This window comes from Erythrobacter sp. SN6-5 (assembly GCF_057364945.1).
In genome coordinates, this window is the sequence record NZ_CP200282.1 from 1,817,335 (window position 1) to 1,841,847 (window position 24,513).

25 protein-coding genes, 1 tRNA gene and 1 pseudogene are annotated in these 24,513 nt (G+C 53.6%); 12 read left to right on the top strand and 15 right to left on the bottom strand.

All coding sequences use genetic code 11. The annotated features are described in order from the left end of the window. Nucleotides 1–123: 123 nt before the first annotated feature. From AC0V6Z_RS09075 to AC0V6Z_RS09085, 3 genes are all read right to left on the bottom strand, one after another. Nucleotides 124–651 carry a DUF1993 domain-containing protein gene (locus tag AC0V6Z_RS09075; RefSeq protein WP_472638200.1) on the bottom strand — a complete coding sequence of 176 codons (528 nt, stop codon included), beginning with the start codon at nucleotides 649–651 and terminating at the stop codon, nucleotides 124–126. A 534-nt stretch (nucleotides 652–1,185) separates the two neighbouring features. Next, nucleotides 1,186–1,884: a GcrA family cell cycle regulator gene (locus AC0V6Z_RS09080; protein WP_472638201.1), complete on the bottom strand. Its 699-nt coding sequence runs from the start codon at nucleotides 1,882–1,884 to the stop codon at nucleotides 1,186–1,188. Beyond that, nucleotides 1,868–2,002 carry a hypothetical protein gene (locus AC0V6Z_RS09085; protein ID WP_472638202.1) on the bottom strand — a complete coding sequence of 45 codons (135 nt, stop codon included), beginning with the start codon at nucleotides 2,000–2,002 and terminating at the stop codon, nucleotides 1,868–1,870. Before AC0V6Z_RS09085 ends, AC0V6Z_RS09080 begins: the two co-directional genes overlap by 17 nt. Before the next feature lie 31 nt (nucleotides 2,003–2,033). Here AC0V6Z_RS09085 and AC0V6Z_RS09090 point away from each other — a divergent pair, with 31 nt between their 5' ends. After that, complete coding sequence (locus tag AC0V6Z_RS09090; protein WP_472638203.1) at nucleotides 2,034–2,936, top strand: ABC transporter permease; 903 nt, start codon at nucleotides 2,034–2,036, stop codon at nucleotides 2,934–2,936. A 16-nt stretch (nucleotides 2,937–2,952) separates the two neighbouring features. Here the strand turns inward: AC0V6Z_RS09090 and hspQ are convergent, their stop codons facing one another. Continuing rightward, nucleotides 2,953–3,333: a heat shock protein HspQ gene (gene hspQ, locus AC0V6Z_RS09095; protein WP_472640881.1), complete on the bottom strand. Its 381-nt coding sequence runs from the start codon at nucleotides 3,331–3,333 to the stop codon at nucleotides 2,953–2,955. A gap of 234 nt (nucleotides 3,334–3,567) precedes the next feature. Here hspQ and AC0V6Z_RS09100 point away from each other — a divergent pair. After that, a tRNA-Ser gene (locus tag AC0V6Z_RS09100) sits at nucleotides 3,568–3,656 on the top strand. Nucleotides 3,657–3,992: 336 nt separating this feature from the next. Here AC0V6Z_RS09100 and AC0V6Z_RS09105 read toward each other — a convergent pair. From AC0V6Z_RS09105 to AC0V6Z_RS09125, 5 genes are all read right to left on the bottom strand, one after another. Next, nucleotides 3,993–5,594, bottom strand: a complete 1,602-nt coding sequence (locus tag AC0V6Z_RS09105) for a recombinase family protein (protein ID WP_472638204.1) — start codon at nucleotides 5,592–5,594, stop codon at nucleotides 3,993–3,995. After that, nucleotides 5,594–6,010, bottom strand: a complete 417-nt coding sequence (locus tag AC0V6Z_RS09110) for a DUF2924 domain-containing protein (protein WP_472638205.1) — start codon at nucleotides 6,008–6,010, stop codon at nucleotides 5,594–5,596. The genes AC0V6Z_RS09105 and AC0V6Z_RS09110 overlap by 1 nt, the downstream gene beginning before the upstream one ends. Further along, the gene (locus AC0V6Z_RS09115) at nucleotides 6,007–6,207 is read right to left on the bottom strand and encodes a DUF3489 domain-containing protein (protein ID WP_472638206.1); all 201 of its coding nucleotides are present in this window, start codon (nucleotides 6,205–6,207) and stop codon (nucleotides 6,007–6,009) included. Before AC0V6Z_RS09115 ends, AC0V6Z_RS09110 begins: the two co-directional genes overlap by 4 nt. A gap of 151 nt (nucleotides 6,208–6,358) precedes the next feature. Then, nucleotides 6,359–6,754, bottom strand: coding sequence for a DUF5681 domain-containing protein (locus AC0V6Z_RS09120; RefSeq protein ID WP_472638207.1), 396 nt, complete (start codon nucleotides 6,752–6,754; stop codon nucleotides 6,359–6,361). After that, the gene (locus tag AC0V6Z_RS09125; RefSeq protein WP_472638208.1) at nucleotides 6,747–7,217 is read right to left on the bottom strand and encodes a DUF5681 domain-containing protein; all 471 of its coding nucleotides are present in this window, start codon (nucleotides 7,215–7,217) and stop codon (nucleotides 6,747–6,749) included. Before AC0V6Z_RS09125 ends, AC0V6Z_RS09120 begins: the two co-directional genes overlap by 8 nt. Nucleotides 7,218–7,246: 29 nt before the next feature. Between AC0V6Z_RS09125 and AC0V6Z_RS09130 the strand changes: the two genes are divergently transcribed. Together AC0V6Z_RS09130 and AC0V6Z_RS09135 are read left to right on the top strand one after the other, a co-directional pair. After that, entirely contained in the window at nucleotides 7,247–10,564 is a 3,318-nt protein-coding gene (locus AC0V6Z_RS09130) for an NACHT domain-containing protein (protein ID WP_472638209.1), read from the top strand. Between the two features lie 596 nt (nucleotides 10,565–11,160). Continuing rightward, nucleotides 11,161–11,658, top strand: a complete 498-nt coding sequence (locus AC0V6Z_RS09135) for a hypothetical protein (RefSeq protein ID WP_472638210.1) — start codon at nucleotides 11,161–11,163, stop codon at nucleotides 11,656–11,658. An 82-nt stretch (nucleotides 11,659–11,740) separates the two neighbouring features. Here the strand turns inward: AC0V6Z_RS09135 and AC0V6Z_RS09140 are convergent, their stop codons facing one another. The 4 genes from AC0V6Z_RS09140 to AC0V6Z_RS09155 form a co-directional block, all read right to left on the bottom strand. Beyond that, nucleotides 11,741–12,433, bottom strand: coding sequence for a LamG domain-containing protein (locus AC0V6Z_RS09140; RefSeq protein ID WP_472638211.1), 693 nt, complete (start codon nucleotides 12,431–12,433; stop codon nucleotides 11,741–11,743). A 23-nt stretch (nucleotides 12,434–12,456) separates the two neighbouring features. Further along, a complete protein-coding gene (locus AC0V6Z_RS09145) occupies nucleotides 12,457–13,476 on the bottom strand; it encodes an MAC/perforin domain-containing protein (protein WP_472638212.1) in 1,020 nt (339 codons plus the stop codon). Further along, entirely contained in the window at nucleotides 13,445–14,638 is a 1,194-nt protein-coding gene (locus tag AC0V6Z_RS09150) for a hypothetical protein (RefSeq protein ID WP_472638213.1), read from the bottom strand. The genes AC0V6Z_RS09145 and AC0V6Z_RS09150 overlap by 32 nt, the downstream gene beginning before the upstream one ends. Before the next feature lie 350 nt (nucleotides 14,639–14,988). After that, nucleotides 14,989–15,456, bottom strand: coding sequence for a hypothetical protein (locus tag AC0V6Z_RS09155; protein WP_472638214.1), 468 nt, complete (start codon nucleotides 15,454–15,456; stop codon nucleotides 14,989–14,991). Between the two features lie 304 nt (nucleotides 15,457–15,760). On the opposite strand from AC0V6Z_RS09155, the gene AC0V6Z_RS09160 reads away from it, so the two are divergent. Both AC0V6Z_RS09160 and AC0V6Z_RS09165 read left to right on the top strand, forming a co-directional pair. Continuing rightward, nucleotides 15,761–16,477 (top strand): IS6 family transposase, encoded by a 717-nt coding sequence (locus AC0V6Z_RS09160; protein WP_472638215.1) that lies wholly within the window; start codon nucleotides 15,761–15,763, stop codon nucleotides 16,475–16,477. A gap of 59 nt (nucleotides 16,478–16,536) precedes the next feature. Further along, nucleotides 16,537–16,800 (top strand): annotated as a pseudogene (locus AC0V6Z_RS09165) (DDE-type integrase/transposase/recombinase); the annotation flags it as partial. Nucleotides 16,801–17,002: 202 nt separating this feature from the next. On the opposite strand, the gene AC0V6Z_RS09170 reads toward AC0V6Z_RS09165, so the two are convergent. Together AC0V6Z_RS09170 and AC0V6Z_RS09175 are read right to left on the bottom strand one after the other, a co-directional pair. Then, entirely contained in the window at nucleotides 17,003–18,415 is a 1,413-nt protein-coding gene (locus tag AC0V6Z_RS09170; protein ID WP_472638216.1) for an ATP-binding protein, read from the bottom strand. Next, nucleotides 18,412–19,134, bottom strand: coding sequence for a response regulator (locus AC0V6Z_RS09175; protein WP_472638217.1), 723 nt, complete (start codon nucleotides 19,132–19,134; stop codon nucleotides 18,412–18,414). The genes AC0V6Z_RS09170 and AC0V6Z_RS09175 overlap by 4 nt, the downstream gene beginning before the upstream one ends. A gap of 224 nt (nucleotides 19,135–19,358) precedes the next feature. Between AC0V6Z_RS09175 and AC0V6Z_RS09180 the strand changes: the two genes are divergently transcribed. The 6 genes from AC0V6Z_RS09180 (at nucleotide 19,359) to AC0V6Z_RS09205 (ending at nucleotide 24,451) form a co-directional block, all read left to right on the top strand. Then, nucleotides 19,359–19,784 carry an alpha/beta hydrolase gene (locus AC0V6Z_RS09180; RefSeq protein ID WP_486176469.1) on the top strand — a complete coding sequence of 142 codons (426 nt, stop codon included), beginning with the start codon at nucleotides 19,359–19,361 and terminating at the stop codon, nucleotides 19,782–19,784. Further along, nucleotides 19,711–20,205 carry an alpha/beta hydrolase gene (locus AC0V6Z_RS09185; protein WP_472638219.1) on the top strand — a complete coding sequence of 165 codons (495 nt, stop codon included), beginning with the start codon at nucleotides 19,711–19,713 and terminating at the stop codon, nucleotides 20,203–20,205. Before AC0V6Z_RS09180 ends, AC0V6Z_RS09185 begins: the two co-directional genes overlap by 74 nt. 51 nt (nucleotides 20,206–20,256) lie before the next feature. Continuing rightward, nucleotides 20,257–21,516: a serine hydrolase domain-containing protein gene (locus AC0V6Z_RS09190; protein ID WP_472638220.1), complete on the top strand. Its 1,260-nt coding sequence runs from the start codon at nucleotides 20,257–20,259 to the stop codon at nucleotides 21,514–21,516. Nucleotides 21,517–21,767: 251 nt separating this feature from the next. After that, complete coding sequence (locus AC0V6Z_RS09195; RefSeq protein ID WP_486176513.1) at nucleotides 21,768–22,493, top strand: alpha/beta hydrolase-fold protein; 726 nt, start codon at nucleotides 21,768–21,770, stop codon at nucleotides 22,491–22,493. A gap of 48 nt (nucleotides 22,494–22,541) precedes the next feature. Next, nucleotides 22,542–23,543 (top strand): alpha/beta hydrolase, encoded by a 1,002-nt coding sequence (locus AC0V6Z_RS09200; RefSeq protein WP_472638222.1) that lies wholly within the window; start codon nucleotides 22,542–22,544, stop codon nucleotides 23,541–23,543. Next, the gene (locus AC0V6Z_RS09205; RefSeq protein ID WP_472638223.1) at nucleotides 23,540–24,451 is read left to right on the top strand and encodes a hypothetical protein; all 912 of its coding nucleotides are present in this window, start codon (nucleotides 23,540–23,542) and stop codon (nucleotides 24,449–24,451) included. The genes AC0V6Z_RS09200 and AC0V6Z_RS09205 overlap by 4 nt, the downstream gene beginning before the upstream one ends. Nucleotides 24,452–24,513: the final 62 nt, after the last annotated feature.

Consider the following 24,513-nt stretch of genomic DNA (forward strand, 5'->3'; position numbering starts at 1 on the left):
GGCTCTAAGTGGCGGTGCGTGCATTGTCGCCGCCTGCTTACCAAGCAAGCGGCGCGTGGAGGCGTAAACACTCGTAAAATCATAAAGCTGCGGAGAACCCTCGCTGGTCGCCGCCGGCTGATATCATGATGGCATTTTGATCCGGACAGCGCCGGTAAAGTCGCGCTTGCCAACCTCAACCCCGAGCATCCGCAAAATGTCATAGGCGGTTGCCGCGTGAAAATAGAAATTGGGTTGAGCAAAGCTGAGGAGGAAGTTCTCCGCAGTGAAATCCATTGCCATGTCTTTGAATTCAAACCGCATGTCCTGACCGATCCAGCTTTCCATCTGCTCCTCGGTGAGGGCCCCCAGAGCGGCCTCTGCTCCGTCGAGCTTTGCGTGCAGATCGGCAAAGGTTCCTGGAGGCGGGTTCAGGTCCGGGCTGTATACTCCGACTTGAACGGCGGCGAGCGCGCCTGCGGTGTGCTCTGCAATGCATTTCACCTGATAGGTAAAGGGCAGCATATCCTCGATAATCCGCGCGCCTAGAACGTCACTATGGTCTTTGCCCTGCGCATCGCACCATGCCTCACCCTTTTTGAGCAGATGGCGTCCGGTGCCGATCATTTGGAGCCCGCTGGGGACGAAGGCGGCGTGAAGTGAAATGGGCATGGGGTTCTCCGTTCTGTCGGCATGACTAGGCGTGTTTTGCAGGCTGTGTTGCCGGGCGGATCTCAAGAACACAAGGCATGGGCAGCGTCCTATGGACAGGTGCGTTGGGGCGTGGGGCTGGTGTTTGGGCGAGCGGAGGGGAGGGCGCGCAAAGGGCGGAGCGTAAAACACTTTCCTACTGCCGGTTTGCACGGGCAGGGTTGAGGAATGATCCTTTGGCGACTCCTTTTGCGTATTTTGCGGTCGTGTTGGTGCTTGTCCGGGCGGTTAAGTTGGCGGGCTGTTTGGCGTTTAAGCGGGATCGGTCCGGAAGGCTTTGACAGATGGGCTGATGTTCGGATGCGTGTGATCGCTTTTTCCGATCAATTGCGACGGCTTCAATCGATTGGTTTTTTGACCCTGTACTGTGTTCCAGCCGTTCCAAGCGTGCCTGATGCACGACAAGGCGAGCCGCGCAGTATGGCAGCTCGCTTGTCGCATCAGAGGTGTGGGCGCAACGCGAAGGATGCGCGGCCAATGCTGGTAGTGCGCGCCTTAGCGGACCCGTGGGCCGCCAAACGGCAAGGGTGGTGGGGGTCGGCGGGCACCGCGCGGCAATTGCGCCTGATAGGCCCGGCCGCAATGCTCGACGCAATACGGAAAGCCTGGGTTCACGGCCTCTCCGCAAAAGTGGAAGTCCGCTTCGCCAGGATGACCCATGGGCCAGCGGCACACCTTCTCAGACAGGTCGAGCAGGCTTGTCTTGTCCGCAATCTCGGGGCTTGGCTTGGCCGGCACCAGACGGCGCGGCGGCGCAGGCGGGATCGGCGGTTGCTGATCACCGGGGCCTTGCCTCAGGAAGCCGCCAGGGCCAACCGAGACGATCTTGGGCAGGTCAGGGCGCGGATCGGGCAGAGGCTGCGACGGGATACCGCTCGCCGCGGGGCCGCTTGGCGCAACAGTAGGCGCGCCAGCGCTTGACCTCGCCGCAGGCTTTGCCGCAGCAGCAGGAGCCTTCGCGGTGGTCTTTGGCGGCGCTCTCTTGGCGGCTGGTTTGGCCGCAGCCTTCTTGGCCGCCTTCTTCTTCTCATTGGCCTTCACAGGGGAAGGGCGGGACTTCAGGCCCAGCCGGTGCGCCTTGCCGATTACTGCATTGCGGCTGACACCGCCCAGTTCCTCAGCAATCTGGCTGGCGGTCGAGCCGCCTTCCCACATCTTCTTGAGCGTACCAATTCGCTCATCGGTCCAAGCCATTGAAACTCCATTCCATCTCTATCGCGCCAAATGCGCGCGCGGCCCGCGCAGTGGTGCGAAGGTCGCCATCAATCTCATCCCCAGTCATACCGGCCCGGCGAACCCGCCGCACTTGCATGCCATTCCCCTTCGCCCTAACCGCACCTTCTATGGCCGATCAAGCACAATCCAGCGCAAACCAAGACGCTGTCCTAAATGAAGTGTCGCCTAGCAGTGCAGGCGCGCCAAGCACCGTTCAGTTTCCACCGCGTGGAACCCCGCTCATCACCGGGATCAACCGCGTTGGGTTATGGAGCCTCTATATTAAGGAGGTTCGACGGTTTCTCAAGGTGCAGACGCAGACTGTCTGGGCCCCGGCGGTCACAACTCTGCTGTTTCTGGTGATATTCACGGTCGCATTGGGTCGTGGGGGGCGCGAAGTTCTGGGTGTGCCATTCGCCAGCTTCGTCGCGCCTGGCTTGATTGTGATGGGCATGATGCAAAATGCCTTTGCCAATTCGTCCTTCTCGCTGCTGTCGGGCAAGATCCAGGGGACGATCATCGACCTCTTGATGCCGCCATTGTCTCCGGGAGAGCTGATGAGCGGGATCGTGATGGCTGCGGTAACGCGCGGGATTGCGGTGGGCGGCGCGGTGTCGCTCGCGATGCTGCTGTGGCCAGGTGTGTCCTTGGCGCCTCAGCATTGGTGGGCGGTGATCTGGTTCGCTCTAATGGGGACGGTGATGTTGGCGCTGCTCGGCCTTGCGACCTCAATCTGGGCGGAGAAGTTCGACCACAACGCCGCGATCAGCAACTTCGTGATTGCGCCGCTGTCGCTGCTATCCGGCACGTTCTACGTGATCGACAATTTGGCGGAGATGTTCCAGGCGATCAGCCGTTTCAATCCGTTCTTCTATGTGATCTCAGGCTTCCGCTATGGCTTCCTGGGCCGCAGCGATATCGGAGCTGACAGCGCAGTTATGGGCGCAGCGGTTGGCTTGCTGGTGCTCAATCTGGTGATGGCAGGTGCAGTCTATGCAGTGCTGAAATCAGGATGGAAGCTGAAGAGTTAGGAGACTGTTGTAGCGCTTAGTGCGTTAAGGAACGGCGCATCTGATACCGGCCGTCCTTAAAGCCATCAAACAATTGCGGAACGGTTGGATGGTCGACCGGCCCGCCTGTCGCATCATCCAGCAGGTTTTGCTGGCTGACATAGGCAACATAGCTCGCATCGTCATTTTCGGCGAGCAGATGGTAGAAAGGTTGATCACGGCGAGGGCGGATGTCCTCCGGGATCGACTCGTACCATTCCTCGCTATTGGCAAAGACCGGGTCGATATCGAACACGACGCCGCGAAAATCGAACAGACGGTGGCAGACCACGTCGCCAATACCGAAACGAGCCTTAAGCTGGCGTGGCGCAATCAACTTACGGCCCGCTTGGCTGGAGAAGAACTCTGCACTTTCCATATTCACAAATATGGACCTCCGCAGGTGCAAAACAAGCGTAAGCACGGATCACTCCCCAGTTTTGGTCAGCTTTCGACGCGAATTGCGGCCTTGTGTGGCCCAAATGCGAAGGTGCGGGGCATTCTACCCTTGGCAAGCCATGGGGCCTGCGCTAACGGCGCTCCCGACCGGAATGCGGCGCGTACGCCTGCCCATTCAAAGCAGCGCTTTTCAACAAATGCGCGCACCCAATACGGAGAGGTGCCGGAGTGGTCGAACGGGGCAGTCTCGAAAACTGTTGTGCCTTCTGGGTACCGTGGGTTCGAATCCCACCCTCTCCGCCACCTAGTCCTGCCCGAGTAGGGAATTCCAAAACCACTGCCTGAGAGCCCCGCATTCCGAGGGCTTTGCGCGTGCACTCAGCACCGCGGAGACTCCAAATTTCCGTCTCAATGCTGGGTTTTCCGCGATAGTCTCAGAACGTATTTTGGCCGGTGCTGAGACGCCATTAACAGGGAATTTTGCAAATTTTGATCACCTGTATCGGCCTAAATACAGTTAAGCTCCTGCGAACACGCCAGAATTTACCGATTTCCGGACTTCATATCAGGGAATTCAATTTCGCATATCAGGGAATTTACCCCTGCAGAACAGGGTATTTTGCGTACGGAACAGGGAATTCAATTTCCCTGTTCTAGAAGGCGCTTTTCCTGGGCTTTCCAGCATAGGGGAAGCTGAGAGGAGATGATGCGTTGCAGGGTTAGCGAGGCTGGCTGGGTGCCCTTGGCGATTGCCATCTGGATGGCCGGAGAGAGCAGCGCGAGCCGCATACGGCGGCTGGTCACCTGGACGCTCAAGCCATCTGCTTTGGCGATATCGGTCATTGTTTCGCCCGCGATGAGACGAGCTTTCCAGGTGATTGCTTTGAGAAGAGCTTGCTGGAGCACTCGATCAGGATGGGTAACCGTTGCATCGTAGACGAGCTTGAGTTCATGTTTGCGTTTGATCAGCTCGACATCGAACTCCCGTTTAAGTCGGGCGTGGGAGTGGAGTTTTGTTCCGAGCGCATCTTCAAACTGACTGCGCGAGAGCTGAATTCTGATATCACTGAGACCCAAGGCAATAGTCTCGACCAGATCAAGGATCATGGCGCGTGGACGCTCAAGCAACTCCGCCTGGGCGGTTTCAAAAGCCTTGATCTGCGAAGGACTGTTTAGTCCATCGACATCGCTAGGCCGTAACCCCTTGATGATCTGCCTAGTTGACCAGGTCACGCAGCCTTCGAGATCAGATGCGCGGATCCGCCAATCATGCGGGCTTGCTTCGCCCGACAGATAGTAGGTGTAGACCTTGCCGCGCGGATTGGCGGTATGGCGCGTCATGGCTATGCCGTCTTTGTCGAACAACCGCCCCGAAAGCGTGCCAGATACATTGCGACCTCCCTTCGTCCGATTGTTGCTCGCTAGCTTCTCTTGTACTCGGTCCCAGGTTGTCTGATCGATAATCGCCTGATGCTGGCCTGGATAGCTCGTATCTTTATGCGGGATGCGGCCGATGTAGATGGCGTTGCCAAGCACGCGGTAGATCAATCCGCGCGTGAATGGCCGCCCTCCCAGCATCCGTCCCGTCTTGGCTTCATATCGCTTCGTGAGAAGCCCTTCGCATTGGGCTTGCTCGACCACTTTGGGAACCTGCCCAAGCTCAAGGTAAAGGTCGAACAGCCTTCGGATGGTCTTCGCTTCGGCTTCGTTGACCTTGAGCGTTCGACCATCAGCATCATAGCCAGTGGGGATCCTACCACCCATCCAAAGACCTTTGGCTTTGGAGGCTGCAATCTTGTCTCGGATGCGCTCTGCTGTGACCTCCCGCTCGAACTGCGCGAACGAAAGCAGCATATTGAGCGTGAGCCGTCCCATGCTTGTGGCCGTGTTGAAGCTCTGCGTCACTGAGACGAACGTCGCATCAACCGCATCCAAGTCCTCCACCAGCTTGGCAAAATCAGCAAGCGAGCGGGTGAGCCGGTCGATCTTGTAGACGACGATACGATCGACTTGGCGTGCCCGGATCGCTTCCATCAGCCGCTCGAGGGCAGGGCGCTCCATATTGCCGCCTGAGAACCCACCATCGTCATATCGCTTTGGATCGAGCTGCCAGCCCTCATGCGCCTGGCTTTTGATGTAGGCTTCACATGCTTCGCGCTGGGCATCCAGGCTGTTGAAGTCCTGATCGAGGCCTTCTTCGGTGGATTTGCGGGTGTAGATGGCGCAGCGAATGCGCGCCATCAGTTCTGCACGCCGAAGAAACGTGGGCCCGACCAACGCGTGCCGGTGATGAGCAAGGCTATCTTGGAGAGGCTGCGATAGGTCTCGCCCTCCCATTCATAGCCATCTTCGCTTACTCGAACCGTATGGCGCCTACTCTTCCAATCGCGGGTAAGCACGCTTCCTGAATTGACCAGCGGAACCTGTTTTTCTGATCCGGTATCGAGGCTGCGTCTCAGGGTCCGTAAGATGCTGGCGTCGGTTGGCAATTTGGGATGCCGCTTACGCTGGATCGCACCGGCAAGTAGGTGACGCATCAGTTCGGGACTTAGCCTTGGTGGTAGCGCTTCGAGGCTGGCTTTGGCGCATCCAATGCGAAGCTGATGGTAGTTCAGGTTTTCCAGATCATCGAGCTCGCTCAGCGCGGTATTGCTCATGCGTCATCGCCAGCCTTGAGGACGTAACGATTGCCTTTGGCAGTATTCGTAACCTCGATTGCGTGGCCGTCTTTGCGCAGCCGCGATATGGCAGCGCGGACAGTGTGCGGCTGCCATTCAAGCGCTTTCGATGCATCGACAAGGCTCACGCCCTCTTTCCGCTTCATCAATTGGATCAGTTTGGCCTTCTTGCTCATGGCTTGTCTCCGTTTCTGTGGGACATTGGCGTCCCACTGAGACAAGCCCAGAACCGCTAGCGGTTGAGGGCGGAACTGCTATCGGATTAAGGCTCAATCCGGTGCGTTTAAGGCCGGGCCATTGGTGCTCGAACTGGAGGCGAAGTCAAGTCTAGGTTTGCTTGATGCGCTCTACTCTGAGGGGAGAATCCTCTGGCCCATACGTGCCTTCACTGATCCATAGGCCTACGGTCAGTTTTGCCTCAGCCTCCTCGCAAAACTTCGCATTCCAGTCGTTGAACGCCTCAAGAGCCTTTTCATCGCCAGCCAAAGCCAGATTGCGCAGTTGCAAGAACAGCAAATCTAACGTTCGTACTGGTTGTTTAACACCGTCGATGGTTACTATGCGTTCCTCGTTGGCGATCTCGCGCAGAATGGTCTTTCTGTTTCGTGAGCCTTTTTGTCGACCGCCAGCGTTGCCGCTCTCGCCTGACCGAAATCGACCGCTTTTAGGAGGGTTGCAATAGCCGACTTCGGCGTTGTCATTGCCATTGTTATTATCAGCCATGTTGCTTCCTATACTCTGATAAAGGGTGGGTCTTGGACTCGTTCATGGGCAGACCATCATCTGGTCCGTGCCATGGAGGAGGGCCGTATTTCTCAAGCATCGCCCAATATTCATCTGCGTCCCATCGCCTCGGAAAGCGTACAATGGGGATGTGTTTTGAGTTGGACGGTTGCACGACAAGTCCGACATCTTCGAACAGCTTTAGGGCTTTCAGCAATTTACGGGTGGATGTGGTCTTTGCAGCTTCCTCAGTCTTCTTGCGCAGCCCAACTTCTAGGGCTGACATTTTCTTCACCTTGCCGTTGGATCGCACCGTTACCGGTTTGGTGAGGATGGAGCTTGGATCATACCCGACTTTGCCTTTAGGCTTCGGTGGTCGGCCAGCCGGATTACCGCTCTTGCCCTTGGAAAACTGATGCTCTTTGGGCGGTTTGCAATACCCGGTTTCATAGTCATCAGACATGAGTCATCTCCTTTTCAAGACGAGCCTCTGTGATTTGGTCAAAGGTGGCATCCGAGCTAAGCAAGCGTGGCCTTAAGCCCAGTCTCAGCCTGCAGCCGCTTGATGATGATATCACAATAGGCAGGATCGAGTTCGAGCCCGGAGAGCGCTCAAACCTTCTTGACGCTTTGTTGGATCGCGCGAAAGATCAACTAGACCAAGCGAGCGTTAGGCAGCAGGCTATCACCTCTAATGGCCGTCCAGAACGGATCTTGCTCTTGGGCGGTCCAGGCCAAGGCAAATCGACGTTATCGCAATTCATGGCGCAGATTGCGCGCGCTTCAATATTGACCGCGGATAGCTCGAAAACAGTCCCAGCCGAAATTGCAAAGATCGCCGAGACAACTCTAAAAAGAGCGGAAGAATCTGGATTGGCAATAAGTCTGCCTAAACGCTTCCCGTTGCGGATAGACTTGCCGAATTTCGCTGACTCGATCACGGATGACGATCCTCTCTCCCGGTCGCTTATGGGCTATCTATGCGGGCATATTGGGAGAGTGGCAGGAAGCGAAGTTCACCCCGATGATCTTCGTAGATGGATCAGCACCTATCCGACGCTACTCATTCTCGATGGCCTAGATGAGGTGCCCCCCAGCGCAAATCGGGACTCCGTGATCCGAGCTGTTAGTGAGCTTTGGGACGAAGCTCCCGATGCTGACCTGATGATGGTCATAACTACGCGACCGCAAGGGTATAATGATGATCTTGATCCGCGCCTCTACACAAAACTCGAGATGGTGCCGCTAGCGCCTGAAGAGGCGGTAAACTACGCGACAAAGCTAGCCTCTCAGATACTGAGCGATCCAGTTCAACGAGAGCGCGTACTTACCCGCATTGACGACGCTTCCAAAAGTCCAACCACATCGAGACTGATGGTAAGCCCGCTACAGGTGGCTATCTTATTGGCGCTAATCGACCAGAGAGGAGATGCGCCGTCGGATCGCTGGAGCCTCTTTGAGAAGTACTTCAACGTTGTTCTTGAGAGAGAGCAAGGCAAGGTGGGGCAAGTCGGAGAAGCCATGAGACTGTGGGGAAGAGCAATCACAGTCTTACACCACAAAGTGGGCTTTATTCTCCACGTTGACGCCGAGAGCCAAGGTAGCAGTGAATCTTTTGTCACTGGCGACCAGCTTTCACAGTTGATCAGAGGTCAACTGTTGGATGAAGAGTTCGAAGGAGAAGAACTCGAAGCGGCCGCAGAACAACTGCAAACTGCTTCGACCGAACGGCTAGTCCTCATTGTTCAAAACCAAGAGGATCAATACAACTTCGAAGTTCGATCATTGCAAGAGTTTATGGCTGCTGCCTACTTAATGACAGGCCGTGAAGTCGTTGTTCAAAGGCGCCTGGAGAGAATAGCTAATCGCTCGCATTGGAGGCACGTCCTGCTGATTGCGGCCAGCAAGTGCTTCTCTGTAACCGATAGCCAACATTACCGAGACACAGTAATTACTCTATGTCAGACAATGAACATAGAGGCCGAAGCAGTCGACCGGCTCGTAAGAACGGGGTCTCAATTGGCATTCGCCTTGTTGGAGGACGGTTTAGCATACGATCAGCCGAAATACAGACGCCTTCTCCTCGCAATGGCCGTTCAGCTGGCTGAAGCTGGACCACTAGCGATACCCGATAAGCTCGCGCTGCAATGTGAGCAAGAATTGGATCGGTCAGCAATACTAGTCACATCAATGCTCGGTTCTACGATCCCAACTATTCAGAGAGGCGCAAAACTCCTGCTGCTCAACTGTGCATCGTATGATCAAGACTGGGCAAATGAAAAGCTCGAGGAGACGTGGCCGGTAGGTGCAGACGGCGCGGTCGAAATTTTTCAGTACTCAGGAAAGCTGCAACCTGAAAATTCCAGATCTCGGCATATGAGAAAGGTCTTCGAGCGCTCAAAACCTCTCAATTTCTTCAAGTCTGTTCGATCTAGTAATATACCATCACTTCGAAGTTGGCAGCGAGAACTGGTCCGTGTTTTTCCGATCATGGATGTATTGGAATCCAGAGAGAGACATCCGATAAAACTTACGCTTGATGAAAAACGACTACCGCTCACCTTTCAGGTTGCGCCGATAGATCCGCCAACTTCGCTTCAGCAAGCATACGCCGACATCCCAGAGACCGACGAATGGGAGCCGCTGCAGCTGTTGCGCAGTTTCGGCTCCAAGCCATCAGTTGACAGTCTTGCGGAGCTCCTAAAATGCGCGACTAGCCAGCTGGAGCTGTTTCGAAAACTACCCCACCTTCCCTGGGTCTTCTCAAGTCTGTTGGCTGGAAAAGACGGCCCGCGTGAACTGACCGACTCTGCAAAAAGAGTTCTAGCTGGCGACTACGGCCAATACGAAGATTGGCAAGCAGCTGAAGAGCGTTGGAAGCGCCAAGGTATAACGATCGAAGATCTTGCCGTTTGGTCGAGCGGAGAGTTTTTCGAGAAGAGAGTGGCAACAGTTGGTCTCGGTATGCATTCTGTTAGTATCAGTCATGAAGTAGCTGAAGAGCAATGGGTAAGCCGCCTCTTAGAATTCGCTAACGAAGCTCAAAGATCGCCTAAAAAGCAACTCCTGGGCACCGTACAGTTCGCATTGAGCATAGCGGCGCCTTCAGCGTCTCAACGGTTTGAGGAGTTTATAGGGCCAGACGAAGCATTGCTGCTCCTGCAAGAATGCCAAGGTGCGTGGCAGAGGCAACATTGGATCGATTGGCTCCCTTTTGCTCGAGCCGACGTCTTTAGCAATAAGAGTGTTTTGGCGCGCCTGGACCAGGTGGGGCGCGAAGGCAGCTTCTCTCTACTTGATCCCTACAATGGCCCGTCGACACCTTTCGCAAAACTAGCAAAGTCAACTTACGAATTCCCGGGCGTTATTCCAATACTAACCTCTTTCTTGGCAATAAGTCCGCAACTTACGGCTGAAGACATTTTCCCAAGAACGAGATTAGCTAAGCATGCGAAGTCCGAAGACAGTTACATTTCAGCATGCGCGCAGCTACTTCAAGCGATTGTGCAACAGAAGGGTTTGCCGGTTGGATTCGACCTTGAAGCAAGGCCCGACAACGGAAGCCGATGGGACATGCGAGAGCTCTTGGGTTGTTTCTTGGAGCCAGATAGACTGTCACGCGATCATGGCATGGAACTGGCCAATGAGGTTGCTGCGAAGCTGCTAAAATCGCAGTCAATCCCACAAGACTCTTTCTTTAAGCAGATGCAAGCCCATGCAGACCGTCGGTCGAGTGAAGTAAAGCTCGAAAGCTGTTGGAATGATCTGGATTTGGGCAGCCGTTTGTTTGAGCACTTTTCTAGGCCCTGATCAAAAGTGGATTCACAATCGGTTCGAGATGTGATTCAAGATAGTTTTTGCGGGGGTTATCTCGGTGCGGTTGGCGGATGCGCAGTGGGCATTCTTTGAACCCTTTTTTTGGCGATACTACAATTATGGCCGCGTTTGCGTCGTTAGCTAGAGGTCTGCTTTCGATCTCTGAACCGCCGAGACCGGACTGTCTGCCTTCGGCCCAGTTTTGGTCGTGGTCTAACGACCGCAAATGGGGGTGTTAGTTGACGGTCCGCTTTCGAATGACAGGCCGCAATCAACTTTGAACGCCAGCTCATCGACAGACAGACTTGCAAAAATTGACCGCTCTGGAGTCCTAACCAAGAGGCACATCCTCATGGCTTGATAAAAGGAAGGGATAGGGTGCTCTATATCTAGCGGAGACGATTTCCTCTGTGAGTGACAGCGCCATCGTAACAGCTCGGAGAAACTCCACTGTTCATTTTTTGGGCGCTAAACATGAACCTCCCCTTTGCATTGGGTAAGCGTTCGGTACATGTTGACCCAATTAAATGCAGATTCGGTCGCACGAACAAAGAAGCCAATGTGCTTCATTTTATGATAGGGGTAGGATCATGGCTAAGATTGCGACGATGATAACTGCAGCAACGATTTCAGGCGCATTAGCGATAAGTTTCGTACCAGAAGCTGTCGAAGCACGGGGCAAGGGCGCGAAGACAACGGCGTCGAGCGCAAGCAAGACTCGTCCAGGCGCGAGCAAGTATTCCAAAAAGACCACCAAGCGCGCTCCGGCCCGCACCGCCGCATCTGTGCTCAATCAACGAGCTCGCAATGAAGGCGCGCGCAACATCGTAGCTTATAAGAGCGCTAAGAGCACCCGCAGCAAGTCTTCAGCGTCGCGGCAGATGGGTAAAGGAAAGCCTGCCAAGGCTATCAATAATGTCTCGAAGCCAGGCATTCTGACTCGGATCGGCAATTGGTTCAGCAGCCTGTTTTCGGGAAAGCCCAAAGCAGCGCCGCGCAAGGTCACTTTCCGTGATCAGCAGCGCCCAAGTGCAGAGCTTCAGCGGCTAGTCCGTCTCCCCAATGGGAAAGTTGGGCAACGCCCATAATAAAATCTCTTAAGCTTAGAAAAAGGGCCCCGTAGTTCAAACTGCGGAGCCCTTTTCTCTTTGGTGTGACGTAAACAGGATTTTACTGATCGATCACCACGATATCCTGATCGACAAAATTACTGATCATTGTGAGGTATTCGAGATCGGGATGAGGGTCGCTGACATCGAGCACATCCTTGAGTCGATACTTGATTAGATTGTCCGCCGTGACGGCAACATCCCAAATCCGTATGCCACCGATTGCGCCAACAAACCCGTCCTCCTCGCCGTAGGCTGAACCAATGTAAAACCCTTCGCTAGGAACGGCCTGGAGCGTTAGATCAAGCTCACCTGCCAGCTCACCATCAACCAGCACCGCCGCGGGGCCGCCCAGATCGATCAGTGCCACATGGTGGGCCTCTCCATCACTGAAATCGAATGGTACGACGTCAGTTTGCTCGCCTGATGTGACCGCTAGCCCATCGCGCTCACGTTGTATTGCGACGAGATAAGATGCGCCTTCTTCGCCAGCATTGGACAGCACGACTGGATCAAAGTCAGGTGCGTCTTCCCAGCCAGCCTTAACCCAGAATTCAATGGTCGATTGCTCAGCAGGAGCAAGGCGGTCATCCGGTTCGAACGCCAGCGTTTCCGTGCCATCGAGCGTTAGCATGTCGAGTGCATAACCTTCTGCGGCAACGGTCTCACTTTCGACTCCGCCGCTGCATGCGGGCAGAGTAACAAGCGCCAGGCCCATCACCGCACCAGTCATCATCCGTCTTCGAATTAGCATATGTCTTCCCCCAATAGCTTTAGTCAGCGGACCCTTTTTACTTCGGCGATCAGATGGAGTTCCGGTAGGCTTGCGGAGCGCTTCCTGATCACTTTGGTGACATCTTGGGTTCCGCCAACCTTGAAGATTGGCGGAACCGAGAAGCCCCAGCTTGTCTTATTTGCATAGGTACGGTTGTTCCGGACCAGCGTGACCCGTTCAGTTTTGAGGTTTACATGCCAATTTAGTGTTGCCTGGCTAATCTCCTCATAAGTGCCGGTCAGTCTGATAGGCTGAAGGTCGAGAGACTTGCTGCGAGGTTCGCCGTACCAGCAATTGATCTTCATATCACTCCATGTGCGAGTGCCGCTGTTCTTGGAGCCAAAGATCTGCGTGCCATTGCCAAGCTCTAGCCTTACCGATCCATCGATCAAGTGCTGAGGATTTGTTTCCAAACCCTTGGGCAGTCCGTTGGCGCCATTGCGGCAATAGATGCGCAGCGGCTTGATCTCATATGTCATTTCTACGCGCGGGCGTTTGTCGCTCAAACCCTGTCCAAATTGCTCAAGATAGGCGGCGGTTGCTTCGCGCAATTCGGTGCGAACCTTTTTATAAATTTCGGGCTCGCCCGGAAAGTTAAGCGGGTTCAAAAGCTCGTAGAGCGGCCGGATATCAGCCAGGATCGGGTAAGGCGTGCCGCTACCAAATCCATCTTGATTCCAGCTTCCGGTGCCACCAACCGCTAGGAAATCTTTGTACTCTGTTGATTCCAGCAAAGAGTTCGCTTCCCGATTTTCCTCAAACCGGCCCGCCGATATTGACGCTCCAAAGCCGCCTATTGCAAGACCAGCATTACCATTGATATCCTCCGACTTTGACTGCCATTCATTGAGCTGACTTTCTTCAAACTCAGCATACATCTTGGCAGCGGAGCCATAAGTTACGGCATAGGGATAGTGAGTGCCAAAGCGCTCGATCAGCTCGTCATAGCGGCCATACCGCCTTGCATCTTCAATCGCGTCCACAAACTCATCAGACAGCCGGGCAAAAGGTTGGTCGAGCACGAGTGCATAGATCTTGTGCTAAGCCATAGCCATTGGTGATGGACCGGGCGTTTGCTTCACGCATGCCCTCGGTCTTGCTGTCAGTGTAATTGGCACCAATGCCGCCTGCAGCAGCTTCTCCTTCGAATCCGACATTCATGCCCAGGCTGACAGTGACTGTGCGTTGATATTCGCGCTCAGTCCGAATTAATTCTGAGCTCATTACTGAGCCCTGCGCGCCCTCGGAAACAAGTTTGAAGCCCAAGGGCACCGTGCGTTTTTCGGTAACGGTGTATTTGTCGGGGTCGGCGGCTTCGAACACGCGGCCCTTGCTGTTCGTATTCAGCTGAAACAGATCCTGTGAATACGCGTCATACCCCTTCAGACTGGCATCGAGATTGTCGAGATTGCGCTCAATCATCCAAGCGTTGGTCGATGCCGTTTCCTTGTCGCCAAACGCGTCGGTTGTCGGACGATAGTAGTTCGTGCCTTCGATCCGGAGGCGGACGCGGCCTGTGCGTGTGACATCGACGTCGATCCGTCGCATTGAACTGGTATTCACCACATCTGAACTTAGGTTTTTGTTGAGAAGATAAGTTTTGCGCGTGCCGTTAGCAGTGAAAACATCCGCGAGAGGTGTTTCGTCTTCCTGGCGGGCCGTGACCACATTTTGCGGGTCGGTTGCGTCTCTGATCGTAAGCAAAGAGGCGTCCTCTTCTGCCTCAATCATCAACACCCGCGGTGTAACGAATGTGCTGTGAAGCAGCGACGGATCAAGCGAACCGCCAGACATGCTTGAGAACCCGTCAACTTCAATCGAGGTGTCGAGCGCAAGAGGTAGATCTTCGGTCCAAATGCCATCGAGCCGGAAACGGCAATCGCCCGCTTCGATCGCGGCCGCAACATCCATGCCTTCGTCAACATCTTGAGAGGCCGTGACACGTGCACGGGTCACGCTAGCGCTGACCACGCCAGACTTGGCGGTCGTATCGTCGTTGGCATTAGTGAGACCGCAATCCGTGCTGATCGCTTCGGTCACGAGTTTGGAAGGTTCCGCGAGTTGGATCGGCTCGTTTCCGTTCCCGCTGTTGTTTGATGGATTAAGTAATCCGCTGCCAGCATAGACCCCCACACCTGCGATTGCCGTTGCTCCAAGAGCCAGTGCTACGCGTTTCCAATTCATCGCTTACCCCCATCTGCAAGTACGTAGAATTTCAGTAATCAATTTCCCGAATCTGACCTGTGCATCACATGCCCTACGAGAGTGCGTTCACATAAAGCGCTTTTAGTATGAATGCCCTCTGTATTGCGAACCTGATTCGCTTTCCACGCGTCATCAAGGCTCAATTCGATGCAGAAGTCCACTTATGGGTCGTGAGCAAAATGTCGGCATTTAGCGGATCAGCGAGAGATGCCGACAATCGCCTTACAGGTCGCAGCGGTTGAGCAAGCCTGGGCAGCTTATGGGGGTGAAAGGACGGCTTGCTTTAGGCTCCGTGGTCACCGAAACGGAAGGATCACTATCGAACTAAGTCATCGTTCGAAGGAATATGGCACGCAATTAGTGATCTCTTTGAACTTCGGTTCCTTTGACAGAATGAGGTTATAAGTCTCCGCATCGGTCCAAGGTATGGCAGGTTCTGTTTCGGTTTCACCCTCGATATCTGAAAAGACCCCGAGACTGTGAGAATCATAGTAGAAATTGTATTCGCAAGAGAATCCATGCGGAATCGCTTCATTAAAGCCGTGCGAAATGAACGGCCGCAGATCCTCTGCGGCAATATTGATCCGAGCTTGGCTTTCGATACTTCGAAAACTATCAAAATTGCCGTCTCCAAAGCCGTTGGGATTAAGAGGAGTTGCCTCCTCCTGATTGCGCTCAGCGCCAAATGCATGCTCGATGAACCAGCCACGCCACCACATCACCGCTATCATAAGAGCTGCAATGCCAAACCCGAGCCAAACCAGTCTATTCCGAACTATGAGGTCAAACCTTTCCATGCACTATCTCCATGCTTTCAAAAATTTGCATCAAGCTATTCACTCTTCCAAATACTCGACTAGGTCGATGCTCGTGACCTTGCGATGAGATAGTTACCGCTCTTAATACGTATCATGTAGGGCGCCTAAACGTCTATGGCAGCGCCCACGTTATGGCCCCCTTTCTGGATAAGAGCATGTTTGTTCTTACGGACGAAGATGACTTTCTCTTTGGATGGGTTTCATACGGTCTTGTCAGACTAACTGGTCTTGTCAGACTAACTGTACCTATTGCGGAATGAGGCGGCGAGGGTAGGGCGATTGGATGCCCAGACGCCGCAAACCAGACAGCCCATTCAAGCGCTTTAACTCATCACCCGAGGTCATCCGGCTTGTGGTTATGATGTATGTCCGCTTTCCACTGAGTCTGCGGAACGTCGAGGATTTGCTTTCCGAGCGGGGGATCGACATTTGCCATGAGACGGTGCGGCATTGGTGGAACAGGTTTGGCCCGATGTTCGCCGCTGACATAAAACGCCAGCGGATCAGCCGGATGCGAGGTTTCCGCCATTGGCGCTGGCACCTCGATGAAATGTTCGTGAAGATTAACGGCGAGACACACTACCTCTGGCGGGCGGTGGATCAAGAAGGCGAAGTTCTCGAGAGCTACGTCACCAAAAAGCGCGACAAGAAAGCTGCACTTCGCTTCATGAAGAAGGCACTTAAGAACCACGGAAGTCCGGCTGAAGTCGTCACCGATGGGCTTCGATCTTACCCGGCCGCCTTCGACAATCTCGGCATTGAAGGTCGTAGGGAAATGGGTAGGTGGTTAAACAATCGAGTTGAGAATTCGCACTTACCATTACGACGAAGAGAACGTGTCATGCAGCGATTTCGGAGGATGAAGAGCTTGCAGAAATTCGCCTCAGTTCACGCCAACGTCCACAACCACTTTAATACCGACCGCCACCTCACCGATAGACAGACTTACAAGACCAACCGCACAGCCGCACTGGCTGAGTGGCAAAATCTCATGGCCTGATCGATGGCGAGGGTAGGGCGCTCTGCGTCTAGCGGAGACGAGTTCGCATTAGACTGACAGCACCGATGCGAGAATTGGGCAATGAATGCCGACGTGAAATGGGAAGATGGAAAAACAACCGGGCTGAGAACAGCCACTTGCCGTTCCGACGAAGAGAGCGAGTTATGCAGCGTTTCAGAAGGATGAAGTCGCTCCAGAAGTTCGCTTCAGTTCACGCCAACATCCACAATCACTTCAACTCCGAACGCCACCTCATCGATAGACAAACTTACAAAACCCGCCGCTCAGCAGCATTTGCTGAGTGGCAAAACCTCATGGCTTGAGAAACGGCGAGGGTAGGGCGCCCTATGTCTAGCGGAGACGAGTTCGCGTTAGACTGACAGCACCCGCTCTCGCCCCAAAAGGAAGTGTTTTGAGAGACTCCACGTCTGACACCAAAGACTATGGATTTGCCACTTTTCGTCTTTGGATTTCAGCTTGAACTACGGCAAAGCGATGCAGCCATTTTCCGAACAAGCGGCTAAGTCATGCGGCGCGGCATCGGTTAAAGGGCAGCTGAATAACGGCCTTCAAGCCCTTTGGCTCATTGCACTCAAGCTTCAAAACTCCATCGTGGCCGTCAACGATGGCCTTGGTAATCGACAGGCCAAGGCCAAGACCTCCCTTTTCACTTTCTCGAGCTTCTGAAAGACGGGTAAAAGGGTCAAGGACCTTAGCTCTTTGATCGTCTGGAATACCAGGTCCGCTATCTAGGACCCAGATTTCGATGCACTCATCGCCTTTGACCAGTTCTACATCTGCGCTTCCGGCATATTTCACCGCATTGTCAATCAGGTTTCTAATCGCACGAGCAAGAGCGATGGGGCGACAGTCGTAGTGCATGTCACCTTCGCCTTTGAAGCTAACCTGATGCCCGAGTTCCTCAAACTCGCTGCACTCACTTTCAATGAGCGCCCGTAGATCGACATGCTGCTTGGACTCATATCTCGACTCGCCACGCACGTAGTCGAGCGCGGACGCAGTGATGCGCTCTATTTTTTCAATGCTGGCGATTATCTCCTCACGCGCTTCCTCATTTTCAATCAGCTCGGCCTTTACCCTCAAAGCCGTAAGCGGTGTACGAATATCATGGCCAACTGAGGCCAGCATTTGTGTACGCCGCTTCATCTCGTCACGCACTTCGCGCTGCATCATGTTGAATCTTCTGATCGCATTCCTGATATCGCCCGGCCCGTTTTCCTCAACATCCTCCACTTCCAGATTTGAGCCAAACCGCGACACGGCTTTGGTCAAGCGAGAAAGCGGCTGCGTAAGACGGCGAACGAAGAAGATTGCGATGATGCCGACTAAAAGGAAGAAAAGATCGATCCGTATGGCAGAAAGAATTGTATCTCCACCGAAGTCGAATTTTTGCTCAGTGACGCCCAGATTGAACCATTCTCCTGTTTTGAGCCGAATACTGATCACCACGCCTTCAATCGGAAAGTTGATCTGGTCAGGTTCGCATTTGAAAAAAGCAAAATCGCGCTGGGTGAATGCGGCGTTCGCGACAGAAACGTCGTTCATCGACTTATCCAAGGATATGGACTTCGGCATCTTTCCGAAATTTGCCAGAACAGAGCGCCGAATGTCCTTTGCAGCCGCTGTCTCCGACGGGTTCGCGTAGGGCTTATCCGTTACCGTGAAGCCTTCATCGCAGGACGAAGCTGTCTCAACAAATCCCGGTATTTCTTCCGGCCTCATTCGGTCTAAATTGACGACTCTAAATATTATCGTCTTGGCGATGTAATCGCTTTTCGCCCACTCCTCCGTAGAGCGAATTTGGCTAACCTGATAGATGGCCGAACCTGCCAATAGGACCACGAAAGCCAAAACAAGAATTACAAGAATTTGGTTCTCGGCTGTATCAAATGCAAAGCTGGATGTTTTCTTTCTCAAGACCAGGCAAGCTCCGCTGAAAACACATATCCGCCGCCCCATTTTGTCTGAATAATGGCTGGGTTTTTGGTGTCTCTCTCGATCTTGCGCCGCAAGCGGCTGATCTGATTATCAATTCGACGATCAAATACCGGTGCGCTTGCGCCACGTGTCAGGTCCATGAGTTGATCTCTGGAAAGAGTAGTGCCCGCATGTTCAATTAGAGCCATAAGAAGCGCATGCTCTCCCGAGCTTAGCGGTACGACCAGATCATCTTGCCCGACGATCTGTTTTTGGGAGAGATCGAATTGCCAACGATCAAATTTGACCTTGCCGTTGAGACGCTCCGAACGCGGCGGAAGCATGAGGGTGCGCCGAAGCACGGTCTTGATACGGGCCTTGAGTTCCCTGGGGTTAAAAGGTTTCGAGACATAATCATCTGCACCGAGCTCCAGTCCGACAATTCGGTCAGCGTCATCCTTCAGGGCTGTAAGCAAAATGATCGGTATGCGAGTGGTTGCTTGCAATCGCTTGCAGATGGAAAATCCATCTTCACCCGGCATCATTACATCAAGCACGATTAGGTCAATTTTCGCCTTGGACATGATTTTATCCATCTCACGACCATTTTCAGCGTGACTGACCCGATACCCGCTCTCACTCAGATATTTTGCAAGCGGGCGGCGGATATCGCGCTCGTCATCAATAATAAGGATATGTGGGCTCTGGGTTTCAGTCATAGACTTTTTCGTGCAATTTACGGCGGTGGTAATACTGCAGTGGACCGCAGCACGGATAGATCTTTTGTATCAAAATGTCTCAAATCTCCGCCTCGCGAAACCTTGGTACAATAATGGCCTTTCGGTCAGCGTCCTTCATCGCATAGCTCTCTCACACCCACGCTGGAAAGGTCGCAAGTACAATCGCGTTCTTTGTCCACATCGCGGAAGTGCAGGAGAAGATGATGAAGAAAACCGCCGTCGTACTTTGTCTTTTGGTCTTGCCCTTCACCAGCTTACAGGCCGTCGGACTCAAGCCTTACGAGATGCCTCGAACGGAGGTCGTGCCGATCCAGGAAAGCGGCACAGACCGGCAATATGAACTCTATATCAAGCTGCCCGAAGACTATACGGAATATACCCACGCCAGATACCCGGTGATCTACACTACCGATGCAGTGGTGCACATGGATATGCTGTCTGGTGCCACCGAGTTCTTGATGCCCAATGTTATCTTGGTCGGCATATCATATCAGACAAATCACCCGGAGGCGCGGGCCAATATCAGCCGGTTTCGGGACTACACGACGACCGAGCATGACAACCCGGAAATTCAAGCTAGACTTCAGCCTGGGCAGGCTAGGCAATCATCTCTCGTTTATTCGCGATGAGATTATTCCGCATATCGACGAAAACTACCGCACCAACCCTAGTGAGCGCACCTATTTCGGGTATTCTCTAGGCGGAGAATTCGGCGCGTATATCCTGCTTTCACAACCGGACAGTTTCAAGAATTACATCCTCGGCAGCCCTGCCCTTAATGACCGCAGCGCGCAATACATCGATGAACTCGAAGTCGAGACGTCATCCGCAATGCGAGCTCTGAACGCCCACGTTTTTGTGTCTCTTGGTGAATTGGAGGTCGACGCGAGAGAACGCGTCGACAATCTGATGTCAGTTCTAGAGCGAAGAAACGGATCTGGCGTGGCGCTTACTGGCCTCCAGATAATCGAAGACTCGAACCATGCCACGGCCTTTCCTGAAACCGTAATCCGCGGCGTCAAATGGTTGGCGCGGTTCAATAGCGAGTAATTCTCTACGCTTACCCAGCGACAAGAAGATGAGCCTTTCAAAGGATAGATCATGAAGCGTGCCTTACATCTCATTCCTCTCACGATGGCCTCCCTCATAATGATCGGCCTGCCAACTCAGCTCATAAAGGCAGAAGAGGCTGCGCAAGAAACTAAGCACTGGGGCGATCCCAATGTGGACTATGTTTCATCAGCGTGGCCAATTGAGGCAGACAGCGATCTATTAGACATCCGAGAGGTGCCAGTACTCGGCAGCGGCTTTTTCGAGGTTGCTCCTGAGGACAGAGACGACGGCATTGCCGTCGGCGAATTGGGCGTAGACGGCGGCGACCGACAGATGGTTTTGGGTCTGGCGGAGGAATTGTCCCTCGGTCAGCACGGTGCAGTCGACAGTTTGCTTATCTCTCACAAAGGCAAGCTTGTTTTTGAGTCCTATTATCAACGGGGCCGGATCAACCTTAGCCACCCACAGGCATCAGCAACGAAAACCTACACCAGCCTCGCGTTGGGGCGCGCGATCCAGCTGGGCTATCTGACCATGGACGATCTGCACAAACCCGTGATCAGCTTCCTCACCGATATTGATCGATCCGACCTTGTCGAAGGCGCGGACAAAGTCACGTTACACCAAGCACTGACCATGCGCTCGGGTATTCGCATCGAAGATGCAAAGGCAGAGGAATTTGAGCAATATCGTGACCTAATCGATGGGCAAAAACTGGTTCAGTCCATATTCGAGCAAAGCGATCCGATAACCGATGAGGTGCTGACCGAGTTTGCTTACGGGAACTACAGCAGCATGATCGTCATGCAGGTTATTGATGCCGTTGTGCCCGGCAGTGCCGAGAGTTTCATCAAAACCGAACTCCTCCAGAAGATGGGCATCGCCGGTTACGAGTGGCGTATCGGTCTGGGCGGCCTGCCAGCAGGAGGTTGGAAATCCAGTTTCACCTCGCGTGATATGCTCAAGTTTGGCACCGTCGCAATGAGCAAAGGGCAATGGAACGGTGAGCAGCTGATCCCAGAAGCGTATATCTCCAAAGCGACCAGCAGAATTCTCTATAACGGTGATGATCGCATCTATGGTGGCGGCAAAGATGTCTCTGGTCAGGGATATGGCTATTTCTTGTGGAGTGCCGACTTAAAAGTCGGCGATAAGACGTATTTCGCAACTTCAGCGCAAGGTGGCGGTGGACAGTTCATAATCCTGATTGAGGAACTGGACCTGGTCATTGTGACAACAGCGGGGATGCGAGACCCTAAGGCTCTGCAGATAGCAGCGGAACGGATCGTCCCGGCTTTCGTGGACTGAGATGCCAACCGTTGTGTCGCAGTTGGCGATGGTCGCAATGATTTGCTCGCGAAGACCGTGACATTGATTCAATACAAAGAAAGGCCAGAGGGATGCAGCACAATCTCGGGTTTCATACTGCCAGCAGTTCCCAAGCTTCGCTAGCTATCGTCACTCTCCGAAGTTTGAACGCTTCGCTTGCCATGATGTTCGCGGTGTTGATTTCAGCATGTTCGGGTGACTTTGCTGTGGAGCCAACCGACGTGCGTCAGATGCGCTTTGCCACTGAGTCAAGACATCGGGGCACACCATGGCACGTTACAGTCACACTTCCCGAAGGCTACGATACTGCAAGCGAGGAAAAATACGCCCTTCTCATGCACTTTGCATTCGATCAGGAAAGCTATGAATGGACGCGGGAAGTAGTGGACGGGTTCAACGCCCGCGGAGGTCAGCATGACATCATTCTTGCGTCGCTTGACTATGTTGATGGCTCTGTTGAAGTCGGCGACGAACAGGCGAGCGAAAACGCCAACAAGACTCTGGCGCATGTCGAAGATGCAGTGCTTCCGTTTCTGCGTGAAGAATATCGCGTTGATGGGAACGTAACCTTCGCTGGATGGTCACGCTTTGGTCGCTTCGCGACCTACGCTCTAGCGCGAAGGCCGGAATTATTCGACGCAGCTATCGTCAGGAGCAGCGCACCTGATGATAGCGACCTTCATGATCGAGTGCGCGAGATGCTGGAGAGCAAACCCCAACTGGAGCTTTTTGTCTATCATTCGATCGGCACCGAAGGGAATGAAGCGGACAGGCGACCAATCTTTGAGCGGTTCAAACAGGTCCTACAGGGTGTGGCCCCGAACGGGGTTCGGTGGAAGTCTGAGGTTATTGATGCGGCCGATCACGTGGATACCTTTAAACAAGGTCTGCGTTCCGGTCTCTCAGCCTATTTTGAGGCCTCCGAACAATTGATCGACCAAAACGGCGAACCATAGGCATGAGGGCTTTCTGAAGTGGGAAGCGTCGTTAGACCCAAGAAAGTAATGCTCGGCCTCGTGATAGCAGTCGTGCTGTTGCTAGGGGGCGGCATACTGACTCAGTGCTATCTTGAACGCAAAGATGCAGCCCAATATCCAGCGCCAGGTGTTATGATAGATGTGAATGGCACAAGGCTGCACCTTCGCTGCATCGGCGAAGGCAGTCCGATGATCGTGATGATTGCCGGTGCTGGCGCGCCATCAGTTGTGTCGTATGAGTTGCAGGATCGCATCGCGCCGCAGACAAGAGTGTGTTCGTATGACCGGGCCGGGCTTGGTTGGAGCGAGCCTGCAAATCGCGAACAAGGCGTCGCCGAGGTGACCCGCGACCTCCATGATCTCCTCGCCCTAGCCGGAGAAAAGGGACCCTTCGTTCTCGTTGCTGAATCATATGGAGGAATGATAGCTTTGCTAGCTGCAATGGACTGGCAAGATAACGTGGCGGGCCTTGTTTTGATTGACGCCTCGGAACCTGATCTCTGGTTTGAGAAGACAGCAGTTACAATTGGTGCGCTTGGGCGGCACACAGCCTTGATGAAATTTGGATGGCGTACTGGAATAGTTCGAGTTGGCCTAGATTATGGCCAGCCTGATTGGATTGACGAAATGTCGATCCAGAACAGGGAATGGTTCCAAGCGATCTATTCCCGCGACATGCCCGGTTACGGAGAATACGATTCAGCCTTCAGGCTTACTGATCCGAAGATTTATGATCGGCTTGAATCGGAAGGATTGGGGAGCCTTCCAATCACCGTTCTGGCGCGCGGGAAAGTACCGAGTGGTCTGCCCCCTGAATTTGAGGACGAATGGAGGACAGCCCAAGAAAAGCTGTCAGGATACTCAAACGCGTCCGAGCTAATCATTAGGCAAAATTCAGGTCATGCGATTGCAGGTGAAGATCCGGATTTTGTGGCGGCACACATCATACGCATGATTGAGAATATCCGAGGTCAGGCGCCGGATGCATTCGATTCCTTGGCAGAACAAGACAGGAGCATAGGAGAATGAAGAGGCGCATCTTACCATCAATTCTAACCGCACTCGGCGCAGTGATCTTTGGCGGTTGCAGCCCTGATCAAAATGACAGCAGAGAGCTTATGGAGCCATACTTCGGGCAAAAACCGCCCGGCCTTGTCCCCGAGGTGTTCGCGCCCGGCATTGTATCCCTGCCCGGACGGCACGAGGGTTCCGTCTCATTTTCTCCCGATCTTGATGAAGTCTATTTCAACGCGAACAACGAAGCCAGGGAAGCTCATATCTATTTTTCGAAATTTGAAAGCGGCGAGTGGTCTTCGGTCAAGAAGGCCGACTTAACCGGCGGGCAGATCGATGAGCAAATGCACCCCTCTGTGACACCCGATGGGAAGAGGCTCTATTTCGCAGCGATCAGCTCAGATCTGACATACAACAAGATATGGTACGCTGATCGCGTCGAGAGCGGTTGGGGTGAGGCAAGGCAATTGCATTCACCCATCAACGAGGATCAGGTTTTCTTTCCCAACCAATCTGCGAACGGTGATCTCTATTATTTCAGCATAACGAATTTCCAGAACCGTCGCGCTTATGGGGAAGATGGTTCATTCTCGGAAATTGAGCCCGTTGGGGTTGATTTCGGAGTTCACGCCTTCATTGCACCGTCGCAAGACTACATCGTGCTCAACGCTCGAAACCAGAAAGACGAAGGTCGAAGCGACAATGACCTCTATGTCTCCTTCAAAACAACCAACGACGAATGGACCAGGCCGGTCAATCTAGGGGATGATATAAATTCCACCGGAAGTGAGAGAGCTCCCACGATCTCTCCCGACGGCAAGTACCTCTTCTACGGAAGTGATGAAGAAGGAGGTGATGGGGATGCCGATATCTATTGGGTGAGCACACAAGTCATCGAAAACCTGAGATCCGCAGTAAACTAAGGCAAACGATCAACTCTCAGTCTGTGCCAAATGTCCTGACGACGGACATTAGAGTGACTGCG